Consider the following 17,552-nt stretch of genomic DNA (forward strand, 5'->3'; position numbering starts at 1 on the left):
CGCGTTGGTTACTGCCCGAGGACCGTGTCGATGAATCCCTGTGCGGCGTCCAGCGCCTCTTCCGGGGACTTCGATCCGGCGATGGCCTGCTGGCACTCCTGGCTGATTCGCTGTTTGATAGAGCGCTGTTGCGGGAACACCTCGGTCTTGTTGAGATTTGCCTGTTGACCGCGAATCTCGGGGTAGAGCGCGGCACCCGTCTCGGCCGCTTCGTCGTACACGCGCTTGTGCCACGACTGGTTCCCCTCGACGACGAACTCCCACCACGCGGTGGGCTGGGAGATGCGCGCGTCGAGGTACACCATCGCGGCCAGTTTGGCCGCGTCGGAGGCGTTCGAGTTGATGGCCATCACGTTCGGTGAAGCGAGTCCGGCGCGGGTCGGGTTCGGCGCGTCGGAACCGCCCTCGGGGGTGAGCGTCGGCGTGTAGGCGTCTCCGAGTTGGCTCTTGGCCTGTCCGGTCAGGTCGCCGTACACGGGGACCATCGCGAACTGTTCGGAGGTGAAGCCGTCGGCCAGGTCGCCCTGTCCGAAGTTGACCACGGACTCGGGGACCCAGCCGTTGTCCAGCCACTCGACCATCTTGCCGAGGGCGTAGTAGCCGGCCTCGTCGTTGACCGTGACGGAGCCGTCGTCGTTGACGAACTCGCCGCCGGCCTGGTAGTAGTGCTTGTTGAAGTCGCGCATCGTGTACGTCCGCGATGCGCCCCGGTACGCCCACGCGTACGCGTCGGTTCCCTCGAACGCCTCCATGCACGTCTCGAGGTCGTCCCACGACCACTCGCCGTTCGTGATTTTGTCGATGACGGCCTGGTCGACGCCCTGGTCTTCGAGCATGCCGACGTTGACGTGGACCAGATCGCCCTCGAGGTAGGCGGGACCGCCCCAGAGGTTCCCGTCGTAGTTGATCGTCTGCTGGGCCACGGGTTGAATCGGCTCCCACATCGAGTCCTCACCGAAAAGCGGGTCGACCGCTTGGAGGTGGTCCGCCTGTGCGAACGACGACAGCGAGTCGGCCACGACGACTTGGAATCCCTCGGGTTCGCCCTCACCGGCCTGCAGGAACGCCGTCTCCTTCGGAATCGCCTGGTCGACGGTGATTTCGAGGGGGTTTATCGTTATCCCTGTTCGGTCCTCGAACATCCCGTGTGCCGCCGCCGTCCCCGGGTCGTACTCCAGCGAGCCGAAGTTGAGGAGTTGAATCTCGTCGATCTCTCCGGCCGCCGTTTCGTCCCATCCCTCCGGGGGGCTCCACGGGGCGGACTGGACGGCCTCGGACTCGGCCCACGCGCTCGAATCGGCGCGTTGGCCCTCCTCGGGAATCGCCTGTCGCTGTTCGAGGGGCCACTCGTCGAGTGTCGTCAGTCGGCGCTCCTCCCAGTTGTCTGTGAAGCCGATTGAACGGGCTTCCTCCATGAATCCGCCGGAGCCGCCCTCACTGGTACCGCCGCCACCGCCTCCCCCACTGGGACTGCCACCGCCGCCCATACAGCCGGCGAGGCTGGCGAGACCGGCGAGACCCCCGTATTTCAGAATATCTCTGCGGCTTGGGCTATCGTCATCCTGATTGGATGTCATACGAGAACTCATGACACAAGCATATACAAAAAACTATGCATATTTTTACTGACGTATGTCCGGAGGAGGCGATATCGACCTGACGAAAGCGACCGGAATCCGGTATCGCGCCTCGGCTCACGCGGGTTCGTCCGCGGGGTCGCGTCGGTCAGTTTCGGGTGTGAGTTCGGTTACTCGTCGTCACCCTCCCACGGCGGTGTCACCCGCGGCGGTGAGAACACTTCGATACCGACGGCGTCGACCTCGCCGCGGTTCTCGGCCGAGTGTGGGACCGCTCCGGGAATGACGTAGGAGGTGTTCGGCCCGACGAGGTACTCTTCGCCGTCGACCGTGAACAGCAACTCCCCCGACGACACCCATCCGATCTGTTCGTGTTCGTGGCTGTGCGTTCCGACGAGCGCGCCCGACTCGATACGGAAGTGTTGAACACTGCCCTGACGCCCCGTCGCAAGCTGTGCGAGGTGGACCCCGTCGAGAACCTCCTCGCCGTCGTCCGTCATCGATTGAACGTCCATACGAGCGTCTCGTACGGCATGGACTTAACCAGTCCCCCGTGTTCGGTGCGTTCGAGTCACGTTCGACACGACTGAACGTTCCCACGGAGTGACGCGACGGCGTCGATAGCGCCGTTCCCCGGAGTAGCGGAGCGAACCGTAGCTGTGAACGCTCCGCGTGGCCGCCGCTCGCCGTATCGCGGTTTACTATCATCGAACACGGAGGGCCTCAGTCCTCGAACGATTACACGAGTACGCCTGTAATGCGTCTCTCGACGTGCTCGCGGTGAACAGCGAGCACGTTCGCTCTCGTCGCACACCGACCAGCCGGCACGCCACTACCCCCGCCGGAGTGGAGTTTCGAACAGTCGTTCCACGTTCCTCCCCGGAGACAGACGGGTCTCAGAGATGGCGTACGGGGGAGTCGACCGATTGGCGTCGCCGCTAATCGGAGGAGTCGACGCTCCCGACGACGAAGCCGGTGGCTCCGATGCAACCGTCTCTCAGTATCTCTGCGGCGACCGCCGGAGGGGTCACTGCCACGGCGCACCGTCGCGCTCGACGAAGCGCGTGCGCCGTTCGATGTCGTCGATGCGGGCGACGTCTTCGTCGTCCAGTTCGAGCGCGGCGGCACCGAGGTTGTCTTCGAGGTGGGCGCTGGAGGTGGCTTTTGGAATCGCGACGACGTTCTCGTGGCTCGTCACCCACGCGAGACACACCTGCGCGGGCGACGTCCCGTACTGTTCGGCGATGTCACGGATGGTCGCGTTCGTGAGAGCCTCGCCGCGCGCGAGCGGCGAGTACGCGACGAGCGTGTAATCGCGTCGCTGTGCGTCTTCGACGAGCTCACGTTGCGGCAAAAACGGGTGCATCTCTACTTGGTGTGCGAAAAGCGGAGATTCGAGGACCTCGCGGGCCTCGTCGAGGAGGTCGACGTCGAAGTTCGACACGCCGATGTGTCGGACGCGGTCCGCTTCGACGAGGCGTTCGAACGCGCCGAGGGTTTCGTCGGCCTCGTACTCCCCGACCGGCCAGTGAACGTACAGGAGGTCGAGATAGTCGACGCCGAGTCGCTCCATGCTCGCGTCGGCCTCCTCGAGGACTTCGTCGTGGGTCAGCCCACCGCTTATCGGGTGGACTTTCGTGGCGAGAAACAGCTCGTCACGAGGCGCGTCGGCTTCCTCGATGCCGTCGCCGACGGCCGATTCGTTCCCGTAGTGCTCTGCGGTGTCGACGTGTCTGTACCCCAGTTCGATGGCGGTCCGGACCGACCGGGCGCACTGCGTCGGGTCGTCGTTTTCCCACGTTCCGAGCCCGATTGGTGGCAGAGGTGATACCATACGACGTATCACCCGTATCTGCAAGTAAACTCTTTCGCCGTCGGCGTGCCCCCGCCGGCCCACCGGGACGAATCCGGAGCGGGGAGTCTCGTCTCCGCGCGCTGGGGTAGATTGATACGATGGCGGACGAATGTACGGTCCGATGACGAGTTTGACTGTCAGACTTCCAAGCGGGGACGACCTTCCGAAGGTCGGCCTCGGAACGTGGGATATCGATGGCGCGACCGTTCGCGCGTCTGTACGCGCCGCACTCGACGGTGACTACACCCACGTCGACACGGCCGAGGGATATCAAAACGAGGGCGAAATCGGTGAGACGCTCGCGGACTACGACCGCGAAGACCTGTTTCTCACGTCGAAGGTACTGCCGGCGAACCTCAACTACGAGAGCGTCATCGAGTCGTGTGAGAACTCGCTCGACAGACTCGGCACCGACTATCTCGATTTGTATCTGATTCACTGGCCGAACCCGGCGATTTCGCTCCGAGAGACGCTCGACGCGATGAAGACGCTCTCCGACGACGGGAAGGTGCGCAACGTCGGCGTATCCAACTTCAGCGGCTATCAGCTTAGTAACGCGTTGCACGTCACCGACGTCCCCATCGCCGTCAATCAGATCGAGTTCCATCCGTGGTTCCAGCGGCGCGATTTGGTCGACTACTGCCAGTCGAACGGGGTGGCCGTCGAAGCGGCCGCACCGCTCGGGCGGACGAAGGTGCTCCAAGATTCGACGATTCAGGATATCGCAGAGACGTACGACAGATCTCCCGCGCAAATCGTCCTCAAGTGGGCCGTCGAGAAGGACATCGTCGTCCTACCGAAATCGAGTTCCGCGACGCACATCGCCGAAAACGGTGCGCTGTTCGACTGGGAACTCGATACGGAAGACCAACGACGTATCGACGAGTTGGACCGGAACCAACCGGTCTACGATACGCTCGAACGAGATTGGTCTCGGGAGGTGTACGGGATTCCAGAGTAGTCGATTCGGCCTGACGAAGGTGGGCTCTGTTGTCGGTGTGGCGCACGGAGGGCGCGTTTGCCAGCACCTCGGTTCGCGCTCCGCCGTCAGAACGTGTCAATCACTGGGATTCCGACGGTGTCGAAGTCCGTCATCGAAGCCAGTATCTCGGGGGTCTGGTCGAGAGACACCGTCTCGGATATCACTGCCGCCGGTTCGAGCGCACCACGGTCCATCATTCTGAAGATTTCGTCGTACCGCGGTCGAGGCATCCCGACCGCACCGATGAACTGGAGTTCGTCGAGTACCATCCGGTCCGTCGGGAGCGCGACCTCGCCGCCCTCCTCGTTCGACGTGAGTCCGACTTGCACGTGCTGACCTCTCTTTCGGAGGCTCTTGACCGCGTTTTGGCACGTTTCGGCGATTCCGAGGGCGTCGACCGAGACGTGAGCGCCGCCGTCTGTCAGCCCTCGCACCTCCGACGGAACGTCAGCGAGGTCGTTTGCGTTGAGCGTTTCGACAGCGCCTAGTTCGCGCGCAAACGACAGTTTCTCGTCGAAGAGGTCGACGGCGACGGCGTTGGCCCCCAGCGCGTCGGCGATGTGAACGGCGGACAGGCCGACGCCACCACAGCCGTAGACGACCACCCAATCGCCCGCGGTGACGTCTGCGCGGTGGACGAGAGCGTGAAACGAGGTCATGAACCGACAGCCGAGACCGGCCATTTCGACCGACGCGACGCTGTCCGGGAGCTGGACGACGTTGTAATCCGCCCACGGCACGTGGAATCGTTCGGCGAAGGCCCCGTTGGCCTCGGGTGCGAGTCCGAGCGGGACCCGGTTATCGCAGACGTTCGAGCGACCCGAACGACAGGACGGACACGTCCCGTCGCCGAGGTTGAAGGGGACTGTCACTCGGTCGCCTTCGCGGACGTGTTCAACCTCGTCGCCGACCTCGACGACGACGCCGGCCGGTTCGTGACCGAAGACGTGTCCGTCGTCGAAATCCCGAGACTCCCAGAGCGGGTCGCCCTGCCACGCGTGCCAGTCGCTTCGGCAGATTCCGCACGCCTCCGTCTCCACGATGACACCCGCCTCGTCTAGTCCCGGTTCGTCGACCTCCCGAATTTCGAGCGGCTCACCGGGAGTTGTGAAAGTTACTGCGCGCATCGTACCATGGTGATTGCTGGCAATTAGTATAGTTGTACGGGGATGTCATCCCAGTATCGCGGACGCCAGACCACAGGCGGGGCGAGTACGCGACGAATGAGCGAGAACAGTTGGGGTGACGCCCGCGCCGTTTCACTTGCTCGCTCGTCGCTTTTCGGGGCGAAACAGACAGACACATATATAATACTGTTATCTGATAGTATTGGAGACAAGCGCCGCCTCGTCAACCGTGTGTCGTCGGAGACGAGCGACACTCAAACGGGCGTGGTTCGGAGGGGGTGCGTCGGCGAGACCCGATTCGTCTCGATGGATACCAGCCCCGACCGTCCGCCGCGACAGAGGCCGTCACGACTCCCTTTCACCCACGATTCTGGTCGAAAGGTGGCCCACGCGCCAATCTGAGTCGAGATAAACTATCCCGTGAAAGTCGTCTCGTCGGCCTCACGCAACCCCGAAAGTGAGTTCGACCCGCACAGGCCTCTGTCGTAACGCGGGTATCACGAAACGTGAACCAGCGCCGAACACGCCGAGGAAAACCGAGCCGAATAATAGTCATTTTACGTATATTTAACTATACATAATCGTATACTGATAATATTGATTCGACGTCGAACGCCGTCGCTACGTCGCCCGTCCGGCGGTGAAAGTTCGACCGCATGCGCGAGCGAAACGACCATCTACCGCAACCGTCGGGGCGACGAGTCCGAGACGCCGGTGGTGGAACTCGTCCGGATATCCGGGACCGCCCGCGAGTCGAGCGAACAGTTCACCGAGGCGAAACGTCGGCGTCTCCGACTGAGCGGCCGGCCAGTCACGGTTAAGTATCTCCCGTCGAACTTTCACGGAGAACAGCTATGAGTGAGACGGTGAACGAGGTGGCCGTCCTGCACGTCGACGACGACGAGGCCTTCGCGGAGTTGGCGGCCGCGTTCCTCGAACGGATGCACGACCGGTTCCGGGTCGAGACCGAAACGTCGGTGGCGGCGGGACTCGACAGACTTGCCGACGAGGAGTTCGACTGCGTCGTCTCGGACTACGACATGCCAAGCCTCGACGGTCTCGACTTCCTCGAAGCCCTCCGCGAGGACGCCCCAGACCTCCCGTTCATCCTCTTTACTGGCAAAGGAAGCGAGGAGGTCGCGAGCGACGCCATCTCCGCGGGCGTCACCGACTACCTCCAGAAGGAACACGGGACCAGCCAGTACACCGTCCTCGCCAACCGTATCGAGAACGCCGTCGAACAGTACCGCTCACAGCGCGCGCTCGAGGCGAGCGAACAACGGCTCTCCCTGTTCATCGAACAGTCGCCTCTCGGCGTCTTAGAGTACGACAGCGACTTCCGCATCGTCGGCCTCAACGAGCGTGCGGAAGATGTTCTCGGCTACTCCGAGGCGGAACTGCGCGGCCACACCTGGGAGGCCATCGTCACGGAAGGCAGTTACGACAACGTCGACACCGTCACGGACCAGCTCGCCACGGACACCGGCGGCTACCACAGCGTCGACGAGAACGTCCGAAAGGACGGCGAACACATCCACTGCGAGTGGCACAACCGCGTCGTCACCGACGACGACGGCGAGGTCGTGGCGGTCTTCTCGCTGTTTCAGGACGTGACCGAGCGCATCGAGCGCGAGGCGCGACTCCGGGAGACGACGGCGCGGGTCACCGCGCTCTTCGAGGAGTCGCCCGACATGGTCAACGTCCACAACGTCGACGGCGACATCCTCGACCCGAACCCCCAACTGTGCGAGGCGACCGGCTACAGCGCCGCGGAACTCACCGAGATGAAGGTCTGGGACCTGGACCGAACGCTGGGCGCCGAGCGAGCCACGGACATCTGGAACGACATGGAGCAAGGCGACAGGCGGCGGATCGAGGGCACCTACACCCGCAAGGACGGCTCGACGTTCCCGGTCGAGGTCCACGTCCGCCGGCTCGACCTCGCCGGCGAGGACCGCTTCGTCGCCATCAGCCGCGACATCTCCGAGCGCGTCGACCACGAAGACGAACTCGAACGGACCAACGTCCTGCTTTCGACGCTCGTCGGGGCGCTCCCGGTCGGGGTCCTCGCCGAGAACAGCGACCGGACCGTCCTCGCGGTCAACGACCGACTGCTCGAACTGTTCGATATCCAGGCGTCACCCGCGGAGCTCGTCGACGCGGACTGTCGGAAACTGGCGCGAGAGGCCGGCGAACTCACCACCGACCCCGAGGGCTTCGTCGAGCGCGTCGACGAACTGATATCCGGGTCCGAATCCGACTACTCCGAGTCGGTCGAACTGGCGCGCGGCCGGACGCTCGCCCGAAGCTACGAACCCATCGAACTGCCCGAGGGGACCGGCCACCTCTGGATGTACCGCGACACGACCGAACAGCGCGAGCGCGAACGACAGCTCCAGCGGCAAAACGAGCGGCTGAGCGAGTTCGCCAGCGTCGTCAGCCACGACCTGCGGAACCCGCTGAACGTCGCCACCGGCAACGTTCAGCTGGCGCGCGAGGAACACGACAGCGACCGACTCGCCACCGCCGCGGAGGCGCTCGACCGCATCGGTGACCTCATCGACGACCTGCTGACGCTCGCCCGCGAGGGCGACGACGTCGGCGACTGCGAAACCGTGGCGCTGTCGTCGCTCGTCGACGACTGCTGGCGGACCGTCGAGACGGCGGACGCCGACCTCCGAAACGACCTGACGACGACCGTCGTCGCCGACCGGAGCCGGCTCCAGCAACTCATCGAGAACCTCGTCCGTAACTCGGTCGAGCACGGCGGCCCGGGCGTGACGGTGACGGTCGGCGACCTCCCGAACGGCTTCTACGTCGCCGACGACGGCGACGGTATCTCGGCCGACCACCTCGACACGGTCTTCGAGGCCGGGTACACCACCTCGCGCTCGGGGACCGGCTTCGGTCTCGCCATCGTCAAGCAGGTGGCGGAAGCCCACGGCTGGGAGGTCCGCGTCACCGAGTCCGCCGAGGGAGGCACTCGCTTCGAAATCACGGGCGTCGACTTCGCCGACGGCCGGGCGTGAACACGGCGCACGGAGGGCGAGACGGTCAACTCAGTACGGAACGCCGCAACTCGGACACATCGGCGGCGCTCCCTCGGGGAGGTCGACACCGCAATGGGGACACTCCCCGTCCGCGTCGGGCGACGTAATCTCGGCGACCGCGGACGCGGTCGTGTCTCGAACGCCGGCGAGCGTCCCGACGCCGTCGGCCGGCGAGTCACTGCCATCGCCGTCACCCGACGCCCGGAGAAAGCGGACCCGCTCGGCGACGAACTCGGCCGCCGCGTCTGACTCCGTATCGAGTACCGAGTCCGGAACCGTCACCGACTCGCCGCGCTCGCGGGCCAACAGCCCGAGTGCCTCGGCGGCGCGCCCCCGGACGAAGGCGTTCTCGTCGGCGAGCCGAGCGGAGAGCGCCGACCGACCCGCGCCGAGCGAGTCCGGGGCGTCACAGCCGATGGCCGCCATCGCCGTACAGAGGTGGTATCTGACGAGTACGTCCGGGTCGTCGAGGTGTTCGACGAGCGTCGAGACGCGGTGGCGAAGTCGACCGGGGTCGCCGAGCGCCACGCATTCGAGCGCCTTCGCCAGCTTCTGTTTCACCTCGGGTTCGTCGAACGAGAGACCGACGCGGAGGTCCGCGAGCATCTCCGGCGAGGCGACCGCGTCGGGGTGTTCGAGCGCGACGTAGCCCAGCGCCTCGGCCGACCGAGCGCGGACGTAGTAGAACTCGTCTTCGTCGGCGAGGCGCTCGGCGAGCGCCGGAACCGCGGGAGCGGCCGCATCGGGAGCGGCCTCCGCGACCGCGACGAGCGCCTTCGCGGTCAACAGCCGGACGGCGCGGTCGTCGTCGGTGAGAAACGGCGTGACGGCGGGGAGGAACGACTCGAACGCGATCGGCCGGTCGTCGGCGAGGCGTCGAAGCTCGTGGAGGGCCTGTTTGCGGTCCTCGGCCGACGCCGTCCGGAGCGCCCCGAGAGAGTCGCTCACCTCCTCGTCGGCTCGGGTCTCGACTGATTCGACGAGGCGCTTCAGCGGAGACGCGCGGCGTGTGTCGTCCATCGGTTCGTGTGCCTCGTTGGCGCAGTATCCCCTCGGCACGGCAATAAGTTGGTGGGGAGTACGTCGTCGAATCAGGGCAGGGGCCGGGAACGCGGAGTCAGTCCAGCGGGAACCGCGCGACTGCGCCGTCGCCGACGTACGAGACGAACACCGACGACGGCTCGACGCGGAGAGAGAGTCGGCTGTGCGAGTCCGGTTCGTACGACCACCGCGTCTGGCCCGACTCCCGGGAAAGCACCTCGAAGCCCCGGTCCCAGCCGGCGACGACGCGAGAGTCCGTGACGCCGAGCGAGTCGAGGGACGGGAGCCCGGTCACGGTCCGCCACCGCCGCGTCCCGTCGAGGCCGAAGCAGTCGACTCGGCCGAGAATCCCGCCGTCGGGGTCGTCGACGCGGCTCCCGACGAACACCGCGTCGTCCGTGGCCTCGACCGCCCGAATCTGGTAGCCCGTGGGGTTCGCCCACAGGCGCTCGCCCGTCTCCCGGTCGAACGCGAGCAGTTCCTGCCGCCCGTCTTCCCGGTCGCGGGTGAGGTACGTCTGCGACCCGAGCACCATCGTCCGCCCCACGTCGCCGATGGGGACGTGCCACCGAACGCTCCCGTCGGAGAGTTCGTAGGCCGTCAGCGTCCCGTCTCTCGCGGCGGCGGCGAGTCGGACGTCCGCGGCCACGTTGGAATACCACCGCCGGGGCTCGGTCCGCCATCGAACGCTCCCGTCCGCCGGCGAGAGCGAGACGACGCGCGATTCGCTCCCGCCCGCCGGCACGGGCACCACGAACGAGTCGTCGGTGACGCCGTCGAGGAAGTACGACGAAACCGCCCGTTCGAAGCGTCGGTCGCCGGTCTGCGGGTCGTAGCCCGTGAGCGTGTTCTCGGAGCCCGCGAAGTCGAGTTCGGCGACGAGCGACCCGGTGCGGACGAGTCGCGCCCGGCGCGCCGTGCCCTCGTCGCGCCACAGTTCCTCGCCCGCCGCATCGACGGCGTAGAGGTCGCCGTCGGTGCTGTGGACGTGGTACGGGCCGCCGGACGGCGGAGCGACGGGTCGCGTCTCTATCGGGCCGCCCGTCTCGAACCGGAGTGTGGTCGATCCGTCCTCGCGTCGCAGGCCGTACAGCGCCTTGTCCTGCATCCCGGCGAGGACCAGTTCGTCGGTGACGGCGGGCGGGCCGGCCATGAACGCCCCGTCGATATCGCGTCGCCAGACCGGTCGTCTCCCGCCGAGTCCGGGAATCGAGCTACAGCCGGCGACGGAGAGCGAGCCGACGGCCGCGAGCGTCCCGAGCACCTCGCGGCGGGTGACGGTTTGCTCCCGGCTTCCGGCCGAACCCGTCCGCTCCGGACGCTCACTCGGCATCGAGCACCTCCGCGCCGAGCCGAGCGAGTTGCCACTCCTGTCCGACGTAGACGCCGTCGCCGGCGGCGACGGCCCAGTTCACCGTGCCGCCGTCGAGGTAGCCCTCGAACCGGTACTCGCTGAGGAGGGTGCCGTCGGTCGCGTGGACGTACAGCGCGGTCGGTTCGAACGGGACGGTCCCGCTGTGCCCCCGGACGAGGAGGTCAGACCCCACGACGGTCACCAGTCGGTCGCCGACGCGGGTCGGTCCGCAGGTCACGGGGCCGGCCAGTTCGCGCCGCCACAGTCGGGTTCCCGTCTCGGCGTCGAAGGCGTACAGGAAGTAGTCCGCGCCGCCGACGTACACGCGGCCGTCGGAGACGAGCGGCCGGGCGAACACGGTGTTTCGGAGCGACCCGCGCCACCGAAGCTCGCCGGTCGCCGCGTCGAGCGCCAACAGTTCCTCGGTCGCGCTCCCGACGAAGACGGTGTCGCCGGCGACCGCCACCGACGACGGCGACGGGCCCACGTCGACGCGCCACGATTCGGAGCCATCGGTGGCGAACCGGCGAACTGTTCCGTCCAGAATGGGCGCGACGACGCCGGCTTGGGAGCCGTCGCCGGCGGGTGCGGACGCGGGCGCGCCGGCCAGCGACGCCGGAAGTTCGGCGCGAAAACGCCGCTCGCCGTCCTCGCGGGACAGCCCGAGCAGTCGGTCTACCACGTCGTTTTCGGTGCCCGAGATGGGGAGGACGACGGTGTCGTCGGCGACGACCGGCGGGTACTGAACGACGCCCGGGTCGGCTCTATCGACGCCCGTCAACCCAGTGTTCCACGCTCGCTCGCCCGCCTCGTAATCGACCGCCGTGGCCCGTCCCGCCTTCGAGAACAGGTACGCATACTGGTCGTCGACGCCGAGCGGCGACCGGTAGCCCTTCCGGCCGGTCATCGCCCAGCGCTCCTCGCCGGTCTCGGGGTCGAGCGCGGACACCATCGGGTCGGCGTGAAACGGGCTCCCGGTTCCGACGAGCAGGGGGCCGGACGGCGGGCGCAGGGTGCGGGTCGGAGTCCGCACGCCCGCCGTCCACGCGGTCGGCATCGGAAGCGAGTCGTCGCGGCCCGTGAGGCTCGCACAGCCGGCGAGACCGGCGGCGAGCGCCGGGAGAGCCTTCAGCGCGTCGCGTCTCGAATAGGAGGGCATCAGCGAGGACGTGTGGTCCGGCTGATAATACTCCTGTTGGTTTCGACGGCGGCGCGACCGGCCGCGGCCGGCGAACCCTTCGAGCGAGGAGCCACGAAGGTTTTTATCCCGCGCCGAGACGGCGGTCGTATGCTCTCCAGACGCGAGGTACTGGCCGCCGGCGGAGTCGCGCTCGCGGGCGGGGTCGCCGGGTGCGGCGGCTCACCACCGTCTCCGGACGCGACGTTCGACGCGCCGACGAGGGCGTGGCCGACCGCCGGCTACGACCCGCAGGCGACGGGCCACGCACCGGCCGGCCCGCCCGAGGGAACCGTCTCGTGGAGCGTCTCGCGGGGGAGCCTCGACCCGCCGCTCTACGGCGCGCTCGCCCCGCCGGTCGTCGCCGACGGGGCCGTCTACGCGACCGGACTCGCGACCCGACACTACAGGCCGGACGACTTCACCAGCCCGCTGGCCGCGATTGACGCCGAGTCCGGGTCGGTCCGGTGGGTCGAAGGCTTCCCGGACGGGCTCAGCGGCGGCCCCGCGGTCGTCGGCGACGACCCGGGAATCGTCGTCGTCGGAGGCTACGACGGCACCCTCCACGCCGTCGGAAGCGACGGGTCGAGCGAGTGGGCCGCGGACCTCGGCGGCCGGCTGGGAACCCCGACGGCGTACGGGAACAGACTGTACGTCGAAAGCGGGAACGGCCGCCTGCACGCCGTCGGGAGCGATGGAAGCCGACTGTGGACCGCCGACAGACCGGGGCCGACAGAGCACCTCGTCGGCCCGGACGAACCGGTCGAAACCACGATGCCCGTCGCCGACGACCGCGGCGTCTACGCCGCCTTCACGCCGTTCGAGCGGGATCGCGAGGCGGTCGTCGTCCTCGGCTACGACCACGGCGGCGGGCGGCGCTGGCGGACGGTGCTCGACGGCCGGTACGGCCGGTCGCCCGGGGGCCTCGCCGTCACCGACGACGCGCTGTACGCGACCGTCGGCGGAACCGTCTACGCGCTCGACGCCGACACCGGCAAGGAGCGCTGGCGGTTCGTGACCGGCTCGGAGGCCGCCGGCCCGCCGACGGTCGACGGCGAGCGAGTCTACGTCGGCGCGAAGAACCTCTACGCGCTCTCCCGGACCGATGGCGGCGAGCGCTGGCGCGTGGTGAACGAAGCGCCGCCGAGCCACGACCGCGACCCGACGGAGCTCCCGTATCTCGCTCGCCCGCCCGTCGCCGACGGGCGAGTCTACCTCCGAACCGGAGCCGTCGACGCCGCCGACGGGACGCGGCTGTGGGGCGGCGACGCCGACGAGTGGCTCCAGTCGGGGAACTACTTCGCCCAACCGTACTACAGGCGGCCGATGGCGTCGCCGGTCATCACCGAGGAGGCGATGTATCTGACCCACGCGCACCGCGGGGTGGTGAAGGTCGCATGACCGACACCGGCCAGCGACCGACTCGGCGTCGACTCTTGGCGAGTCTCGGAAGCGCCGCCGCCGTCGGCGCGGCGGGCTGTCTCGGAACGCGGTCGGAGCACAATCCGACGAGCGGGGAGTGCCCCGAGTACGACCCCGTCGAGCCGGCGACCGCGGACTGGCGCGGCGTGATGGGTCCGACGACGAACACCGGGGCCGTCGCGTCCGAGGCCGTCCCCGAGGGCGACCTCGCCGTCGATTGGACGGTGCCCGTGGAGACCTACGTGGGCCACCACGTCCCGGTCGTCGCCGACGGCACCGTCTACGTCCACGACATGGACGACGGACTCTCCGCGGTCGACGCCGACACGGGCGAGCGAACGTGGACCAGACCGCTCACCGACCCCGAGCCCGCGCCCGCAGTCGGCGACGGAACGCTCGTCGTCGTGACCCGCGAGGAGACCCACGCCTTCGACGCGGCGACGGGTGACCGACGCTGGAAGCGGGAGGGACTCGGCGGCGGCATCTTCGGTGCGAGCCCCATCGTCGCGGGCGACACCGTCTACGTCCAAGCGGGCGTCGCGACTCACGCGCTGTCGCGTTCGACCGGCGAGACCCGCTGGCGGGCCGCGACCGGGTTCCCCTCCGACTCGACGCCCGCCGTCGCCGGCGACACCGTCTACACCGCCGGCGACGACACCTACGTCCGGGCGCTGGCGACGGCCGACGGGACGGAGCGCTGGCGCGCGAAGACGGGCGCCCGAATCGCGTGCAACGTCTCGGTGGTCGAGGGAACCGTCCTCGTCGGGACCGGTGCCGGGAGCGTGCTCGGACTCGACGCCGAGACGGGTGCAGAGCGCTGGCGCTACCGGCTCGAACCGCGGCGAGCGGGCGGCGAACGCCGACCGAGGCGGCCCGAGACCATCGCGACCGACGGCAGTCGGGTGTACGTCGCGACCGACGACCGACTGGTCGCGCTCGCGCTGGCGGACGGCACCCGCTGTTGGGACAACCTGAACTACGCCGGAAGCTACGCGAGCGGCATCGCCGTCGGCGCGGGGACCGTGTTCGTCCCGACGCACGACGACAGCGGGGATGCGATAACCGTCCTCGACGCCCCCACCGGAAACACGCGGCAAGAGCTGGCGGCGGGCAAACGCCAGCGCTTCGACATCGGCCCGAGCGTCGCCGAGGGTGGCGTCTACTTCGCCGGCCGGGGCGCCGTCGTCCGACTCAGTTAGGTCGGTCTTCGGGCGCGACCGACCCGAGTGGTTCGTCGACCCGTCAGTTCGGAAGCGGCGGCCACGTCGTCGCCACCGTCTCGGCGATGAGCCGGGTCTGCGCCCGTCGGAGTCGCTCGGAGGCCGAGGAGGCGGTGATGCCGAGGTCGTCGGCGACCTCCCGCAGGGTGGCCCCGCGGGGGATGTCGAAGTAGCCCAGTTCGTACGCCGTCCGGAGCGCCTCGTCCTGTCGGTCGGTGAGCCCCTCGCCCGGCGGTTCGGGGTCGCCGTCGCGGGCGAGGCGCCGGAGGTCGAAGCCGGCGTTCCGCCGCCAGAACGACGCGAACCGCCCGAACGCGTCGCGGTCCGCGAACCAGCCGGTCTGTCGCCAGCCCGCCGGTCGGACCTCGATGCGCTCGATGATGGCGTCGGCGGTGGCGAGGGCCTCCAGCCCGGCGAGGTCGTCGAGGCTGTCACCGAGCTGTTCTTCGAAGCTCAGCGCCGGGACGGCCTGATACCGGCGCGTCTCGCCCGACTCGCCGATCCGGGTCCAGTCGGCCACGTCGAGGGAGTCGTCCATGGCGCTTTCGAGCGCCCGCGTCGAACCCCCCGTGACCGTGACGACGAACATCGGTCGCTCGCCGTGGTTGTACTGGAGTTCCAGCGCGAGCGTCGCCTCCGGGACCGCCGCCGCGACCCCGGTCAGCGGGAGCGCGTCGCAGTCGATGTCGAACTCGGCGATGAGCCCCATACGTCCGCTGTCTCGGCGGTCGGCCAAGGGCGTGTCGAAGCGGCCGAGTCGGGGCTCCCTCTTCGGCCCCCATGTAAACGGCCGCACGGCTGAGAGTGCGACTTAGCCGCCGCCGGCGACAAGCGAGGGTGCGATGCAACCGATTCGATTCGAACGCGGAACCGAACTGTCCGACGAGCGATTCGGGAGCGGCGCGCCGCTCCTGTGCTGTCACGGCGGGATGGCACCGCCGGCGTTCTGGGACCCGGTCGTCCCGCACCTCGACGGCTACGAGGTCGTCGTCCCGGAGCGACCCGGCTTCGGCACCTGTCTGGACGACGCCGAGACGACGCCCGCCGAGGCGGTGCTGGAGCGCGAGGCCGAGACCGTCCGGGAACTCGTCGACGAGATTCGCGCGGCGACCGGGCGCGACCCGGCGCTGTTCGGTCACTCCTTCGGCGCGCTCACGGCTCTCGAAGCGGCGACCGACGCGCGGGTGGCCGCCGTCGCCGCCTACGAGCCGGCGGTTCTCCCGGAAGCGTACCGGAGAGAGGCGGACCTCTCGGAGCGCATGGCCGCGCTCGTGGGGGCGGGAGAGCGGCGCGAGGCGGTCAAACGCTACGTCGAGCAGGTGCTCCACCCCGACGGCATCGACGACCTCGACGCGTGGCTCGACGAGTGGCCCGTCTGGCCCGACTGCGTCGCCCTCGCCGAGGAGGTCGTCCGGATGAACCGCGCCGTCGAGCAGTACCGGCTTCCGGCCCGCTTGGACGTGGACGCACCCGCCGTGGTCTTGGCCGGCACCGACGGCCCCGATTTCCTCCGCGAGAGCGCCCGAAACGTCCACGACGCCCTGCCGGCCAGTCGGTTCGTCGAGTTCGACGCGCTCGGTCACGGCGGCCCCGGCGACGACCCCGAGCGGGTCGCGGCCGCGGTCGATTCGTTCCTCCGTGACCGGGTCGGTTACCCGTGAAAACGCCGACCACGCGGAGGGTCGTGTTAACGACAATTGCGGAAGTACGAGCCGTGTAGCAGTCGTCTCCGGCAGGCTCGCGGTTCGATGCGTGGAGGGCGTGCGACGACCTGTCAACCAAACATTCTTTGCTCGATGCGGAGACGTGGTCAGTATGACAGCCCTCCAATCCATCGGTACAGCCGCCGGGTCGCTCAGACGGAACCCGATACTGTTCGTCGTCGCCACGGCGTTCAGCCTGATTCAACTCCCCTCGATATTCGCGCAGGCGGTCAGCCCGCTCATCGGGAGCATCGTCTCGCTTGGGTTCAGCGGACTCACGATATTCATCGTCCCGTTCTTCCTCGGCGGCGTTCTCGGTATGGCCAACGAGGCCATCGACGGTCGCACCTCGCTCGGTACGTTCGTCAGCGAGGGGAAGACACACTACGTCTCACTGCTCGTGGTGTACTTCTCCCTGCTCGTCGTCAACTTCGTGTTGTCGTTCGTCGGCGTCTTCGCCTCGGTGTTCGTCGGCATCGCCGTCCTCGGGAGCAACGGCGAGATGAGTACCGTCGCGCTCGCGGTTCTGGGCGTCGTCGTCCTCGCCGTGGCTCTCACCTACCTCGCCGTGGTGTTCGTCGTGCAGTTCTTCGGCCACGCCATCGTCATCGACGACCTCGGCGCGGTCGACGGCATCAAGCGGAGCGTCTCCTGCGTTAGGAACAACATCGTGTCGGTCCTCGGCTACTCGGTCATCACCGGCCTCGGCGGCGTCCTCGCCGGCGCGTTCGCCGTCGTCATCTCGCTCCTTCTCACCCCGTCGCTCCGACATCAGGGGGCCGCGGTGGGCGGGGCGGGTTCCGGCGCTCCCGCCGCGTCGGCGTTTTCGAGTCTCCCGACGGTCGGCGTCGTCGGCATGGTCGCCATCGCGGTCGGACTCGTGCTCGTCAGCGGCCTCGTCGGCGGCTTCTTCGCCGCCTACTCGACGGCGTTCTACCGGTCGATTCGCCCGACGAATCCCGAGACGACGGCACCCTGAGGCGACGGCCGAGTCGCCGCAGATTCTGTCGCTCACGTGTCATTCGCAACCGTTAGGCGTCCGGG

Annotated in this window: 14 protein-coding genes; 6 read left to right on the forward strand and 8 right to left on the reverse strand. The window is 68.0% G+C overall.

Annotated features, from left to right (window positions below; translation table 11 throughout):
• Positions 1-8: 8 nt before the first annotated feature.
• The 3 genes from IEV64_RS14270 to IEV64_RS14280 form a co-directional block, all read right to left on the reverse strand.
• Positions 9-1,577 carry an ABC transporter substrate-binding protein gene (locus tag IEV64_RS14270; protein WP_188424188.1) on the reverse strand — a complete coding sequence of 523 codons (1,569 nt, stop codon included), beginning with the start codon at positions 1,575-1,577 and terminating at the stop codon, positions 9-11.
• 170 nt (positions 1,578-1,747) lie between these two features.
• Complete coding sequence (locus IEV64_RS14275) at positions 1,748-2,092, reverse strand: cupin domain-containing protein (RefSeq protein WP_188424189.1); 345 nt, start codon at positions 2,090-2,092, stop codon at positions 1,748-1,750.
• Between the two features lie 512 nt (positions 2,093-2,604).
• A complete protein-coding gene (locus tag IEV64_RS14280) occupies positions 2,605-3,411 on the reverse strand; it encodes an aldo/keto reductase (protein ID WP_188424190.1) in 807 nt (268 codons plus the stop codon).
• A 142-nt stretch (positions 3,412-3,553) separates the two neighbouring features.
• Between IEV64_RS14280 and IEV64_RS14285 the strand changes: the two genes are divergently transcribed.
• A complete protein-coding gene (locus IEV64_RS14285) occupies positions 3,554-4,393 on the forward strand; it encodes an aldo/keto reductase (RefSeq protein WP_049920474.1) in 840 nt (279 codons plus the stop codon).
• A gap of 86 nt (positions 4,394-4,479) precedes the next feature.
• Here the strand turns inward: IEV64_RS14285 and IEV64_RS14290 are convergent, their stop codons facing one another.
• On the reverse strand, positions 4,480-5,541 hold the full coding sequence (locus IEV64_RS14290) for a zinc-binding dehydrogenase (RefSeq protein ID WP_229722652.1): 1,062 nt from the start codon (positions 5,539-5,541) through the stop codon (positions 4,480-4,482).
• 854 nt (positions 5,542-6,395) lie between these two features.
• Between IEV64_RS14290 and IEV64_RS14295 the strand changes: the two genes are divergently transcribed.
• Complete coding sequence (locus tag IEV64_RS14295) at positions 6,396-8,570, forward strand: hybrid sensor histidine kinase/response regulator (RefSeq protein WP_188424191.1); 2,175 nt, start codon at positions 6,396-6,398, stop codon at positions 8,568-8,570.
• 30 nt (positions 8,571-8,600) lie between these two features.
• Here IEV64_RS14295 and IEV64_RS14300 read toward each other — a convergent pair whose 3' ends face one another.
• From IEV64_RS14300 to IEV64_RS14310, 3 genes are all read right to left on the reverse strand, one after another.
• Positions 8,601-9,611, reverse strand: a complete 1,011-nt coding sequence (locus tag IEV64_RS14300; RefSeq protein WP_188424192.1) for a HEAT repeat domain-containing protein — start codon at positions 9,609-9,611, stop codon at positions 8,601-8,603.
• Between the two features lie 97 nt (positions 9,612-9,708).
• Complete coding sequence (locus tag IEV64_RS14305) at positions 9,709-10,965, reverse strand: outer membrane protein assembly factor BamB family protein (protein ID WP_188424193.1); 1,257 nt, start codon at positions 10,963-10,965, stop codon at positions 9,709-9,711.
• A complete protein-coding gene (locus IEV64_RS14310) occupies positions 10,955-12,145 on the reverse strand; it encodes a PQQ-binding-like beta-propeller repeat protein (RefSeq protein WP_188424194.1) in 1,191 nt (396 codons plus the stop codon). Before IEV64_RS14310 ends, IEV64_RS14305 begins: the two co-directional genes overlap by 11 nt.
• Before the next feature lie 129 nt (positions 12,146-12,274).
• Between IEV64_RS14310 and IEV64_RS14315 the strand changes: the two genes are divergently transcribed.
• Together IEV64_RS14315 and IEV64_RS14320 are read left to right on the forward strand one after the other, a co-directional pair.
• The gene (locus IEV64_RS14315) at positions 12,275-13,564 is read left to right on the forward strand and encodes an outer membrane protein assembly factor BamB family protein (protein ID WP_188424195.1); all 1,290 of its coding nucleotides are present in this window, start codon (positions 12,275-12,277) and stop codon (positions 13,562-13,564) included.
• Positions 13,561-14,784, forward strand: coding sequence for an outer membrane protein assembly factor BamB family protein (locus IEV64_RS14320; RefSeq protein ID WP_188424196.1), 1,224 nt, complete (start codon positions 13,561-13,563; stop codon positions 14,782-14,784). The genes IEV64_RS14315 and IEV64_RS14320 overlap by 4 nt, the downstream gene beginning before the upstream one ends.
• A gap of 43 nt (positions 14,785-14,827) precedes the next feature.
• On the opposite strand, the gene IEV64_RS14325 is transcribed toward IEV64_RS14320, so the two are convergent.
• A complete protein-coding gene (locus tag IEV64_RS14325) occupies positions 14,828-15,514 on the reverse strand; it encodes a helix-turn-helix domain-containing protein (protein ID WP_007274277.1) in 687 nt (228 codons plus the stop codon).
• 133 nt (positions 15,515-15,647) lie between these two features.
• Between IEV64_RS14325 and IEV64_RS14330 the strand changes: the two genes are divergently transcribed.
• Positions 15,648-16,466, forward strand: a complete 819-nt coding sequence (locus tag IEV64_RS14330; RefSeq protein WP_188424197.1) for an alpha/beta fold hydrolase — start codon at positions 15,648-15,650, stop codon at positions 16,464-16,466.
• Positions 16,467-16,620: 154 nt separating this feature from the next.
• Positions 16,621-17,487: a DUF7847 domain-containing protein gene (locus IEV64_RS14335; protein ID WP_188424198.1), complete on the forward strand. Its 867-nt coding sequence runs from the start codon at positions 16,621-16,623 to the stop codon at positions 17,485-17,487.
• Positions 17,488-17,552 lie beyond the last annotated feature (65 nt).

Origin of the sequence: Haloferax sulfurifontis (assembly GCF_014635105.1) — an archaeon.
In the GTDB taxonomy this organism is placed as follows: Archaea; Halobacteriota; Halobacteria; order Halobacteriales; family Haloferacaceae; genus Haloferax; species Haloferax denitrificans.

Bases quoted from the DNA above. Each gene is read 5' to 3' on its own strand.
- IEV64_RS14310 (WP_188424194.1), bottom strand. From the start codon at position 12,145: ATGCCCTCCTATTCGAGACGCGACGCGCTGAAGGCTCTCCCGGCGCTC.
- IEV64_RS14290 (WP_229722652.1), bottom strand. From the start codon at position 5,541: ATGCGCGCAGTAACTTTCACAACTCCCGGTGAGCCGCTCGAAATTCGG.
- IEV64_RS14275 (WP_188424189.1), bottom strand. From the start codon at position 2,092: ATGGACGTTCAATCGATGACGGACGACGGCGAGGAGGTTCTCGACGGG.
- IEV64_RS14325 (WP_007274277.1), bottom strand. From the start codon at position 15,514: ATGGGGCTCATCGCCGAGTTCGACATCGACTGCGACGCGCTCCCGCTG.
- IEV64_RS14280 (WP_188424190.1), bottom strand. From the start codon at position 3,411: ATGGTATCACCTCTGCCACCAATCGGGCTCGGAACGTGGGAAAACGAC.
- IEV64_RS14285 (WP_049920474.1), top strand. From the start codon at position 3,554: ATGACGAGTTTGACTGTCAGACTTCCAAGCGGGGACGACCTTCCGAAG.
- IEV64_RS14305 (WP_188424193.1), bottom strand. From the start codon at position 10,965: ATGCCGAGTGAGCGTCCGGAGCGGACGGGTTCGGCCGGAAGCCGGGAG.
- IEV64_RS14330 (WP_188424197.1), top strand. From the start codon at position 15,648: ATGCAACCGATTCGATTCGAACGCGGAACCGAACTGTCCGACGAGCGA.
- IEV64_RS14335 (WP_188424198.1), top strand. From the start codon at position 16,621: ATGACAGCCCTCCAATCCATCGGTACAGCCGCCGGGTCGCTCAGACGG.
- IEV64_RS14315 (WP_188424195.1), top strand. From the start codon at position 12,275: ATGCTCTCCAGACGCGAGGTACTGGCCGCCGGCGGAGTCGCGCTCGCG.
- IEV64_RS14300 (WP_188424192.1), bottom strand. From the start codon at position 9,611: ATGGACGACACACGCCGCGCGTCTCCGCTGAAGCGCCTCGTCGAATCA.
- IEV64_RS14270 (WP_188424188.1), bottom strand. From the start codon at position 1,577: ATGACATCCAATCAGGATGACGATAGCCCAAGCCGCAGAGATATTCTG.
- IEV64_RS14295 (WP_188424191.1), top strand. From the start codon at position 6,396: ATGAGTGAGACGGTGAACGAGGTGGCCGTCCTGCACGTCGACGACGAC.
- IEV64_RS14320 (WP_188424196.1), top strand. From the start codon at position 13,561: ATGACCGACACCGGCCAGCGACCGACTCGGCGTCGACTCTTGGCGAGT.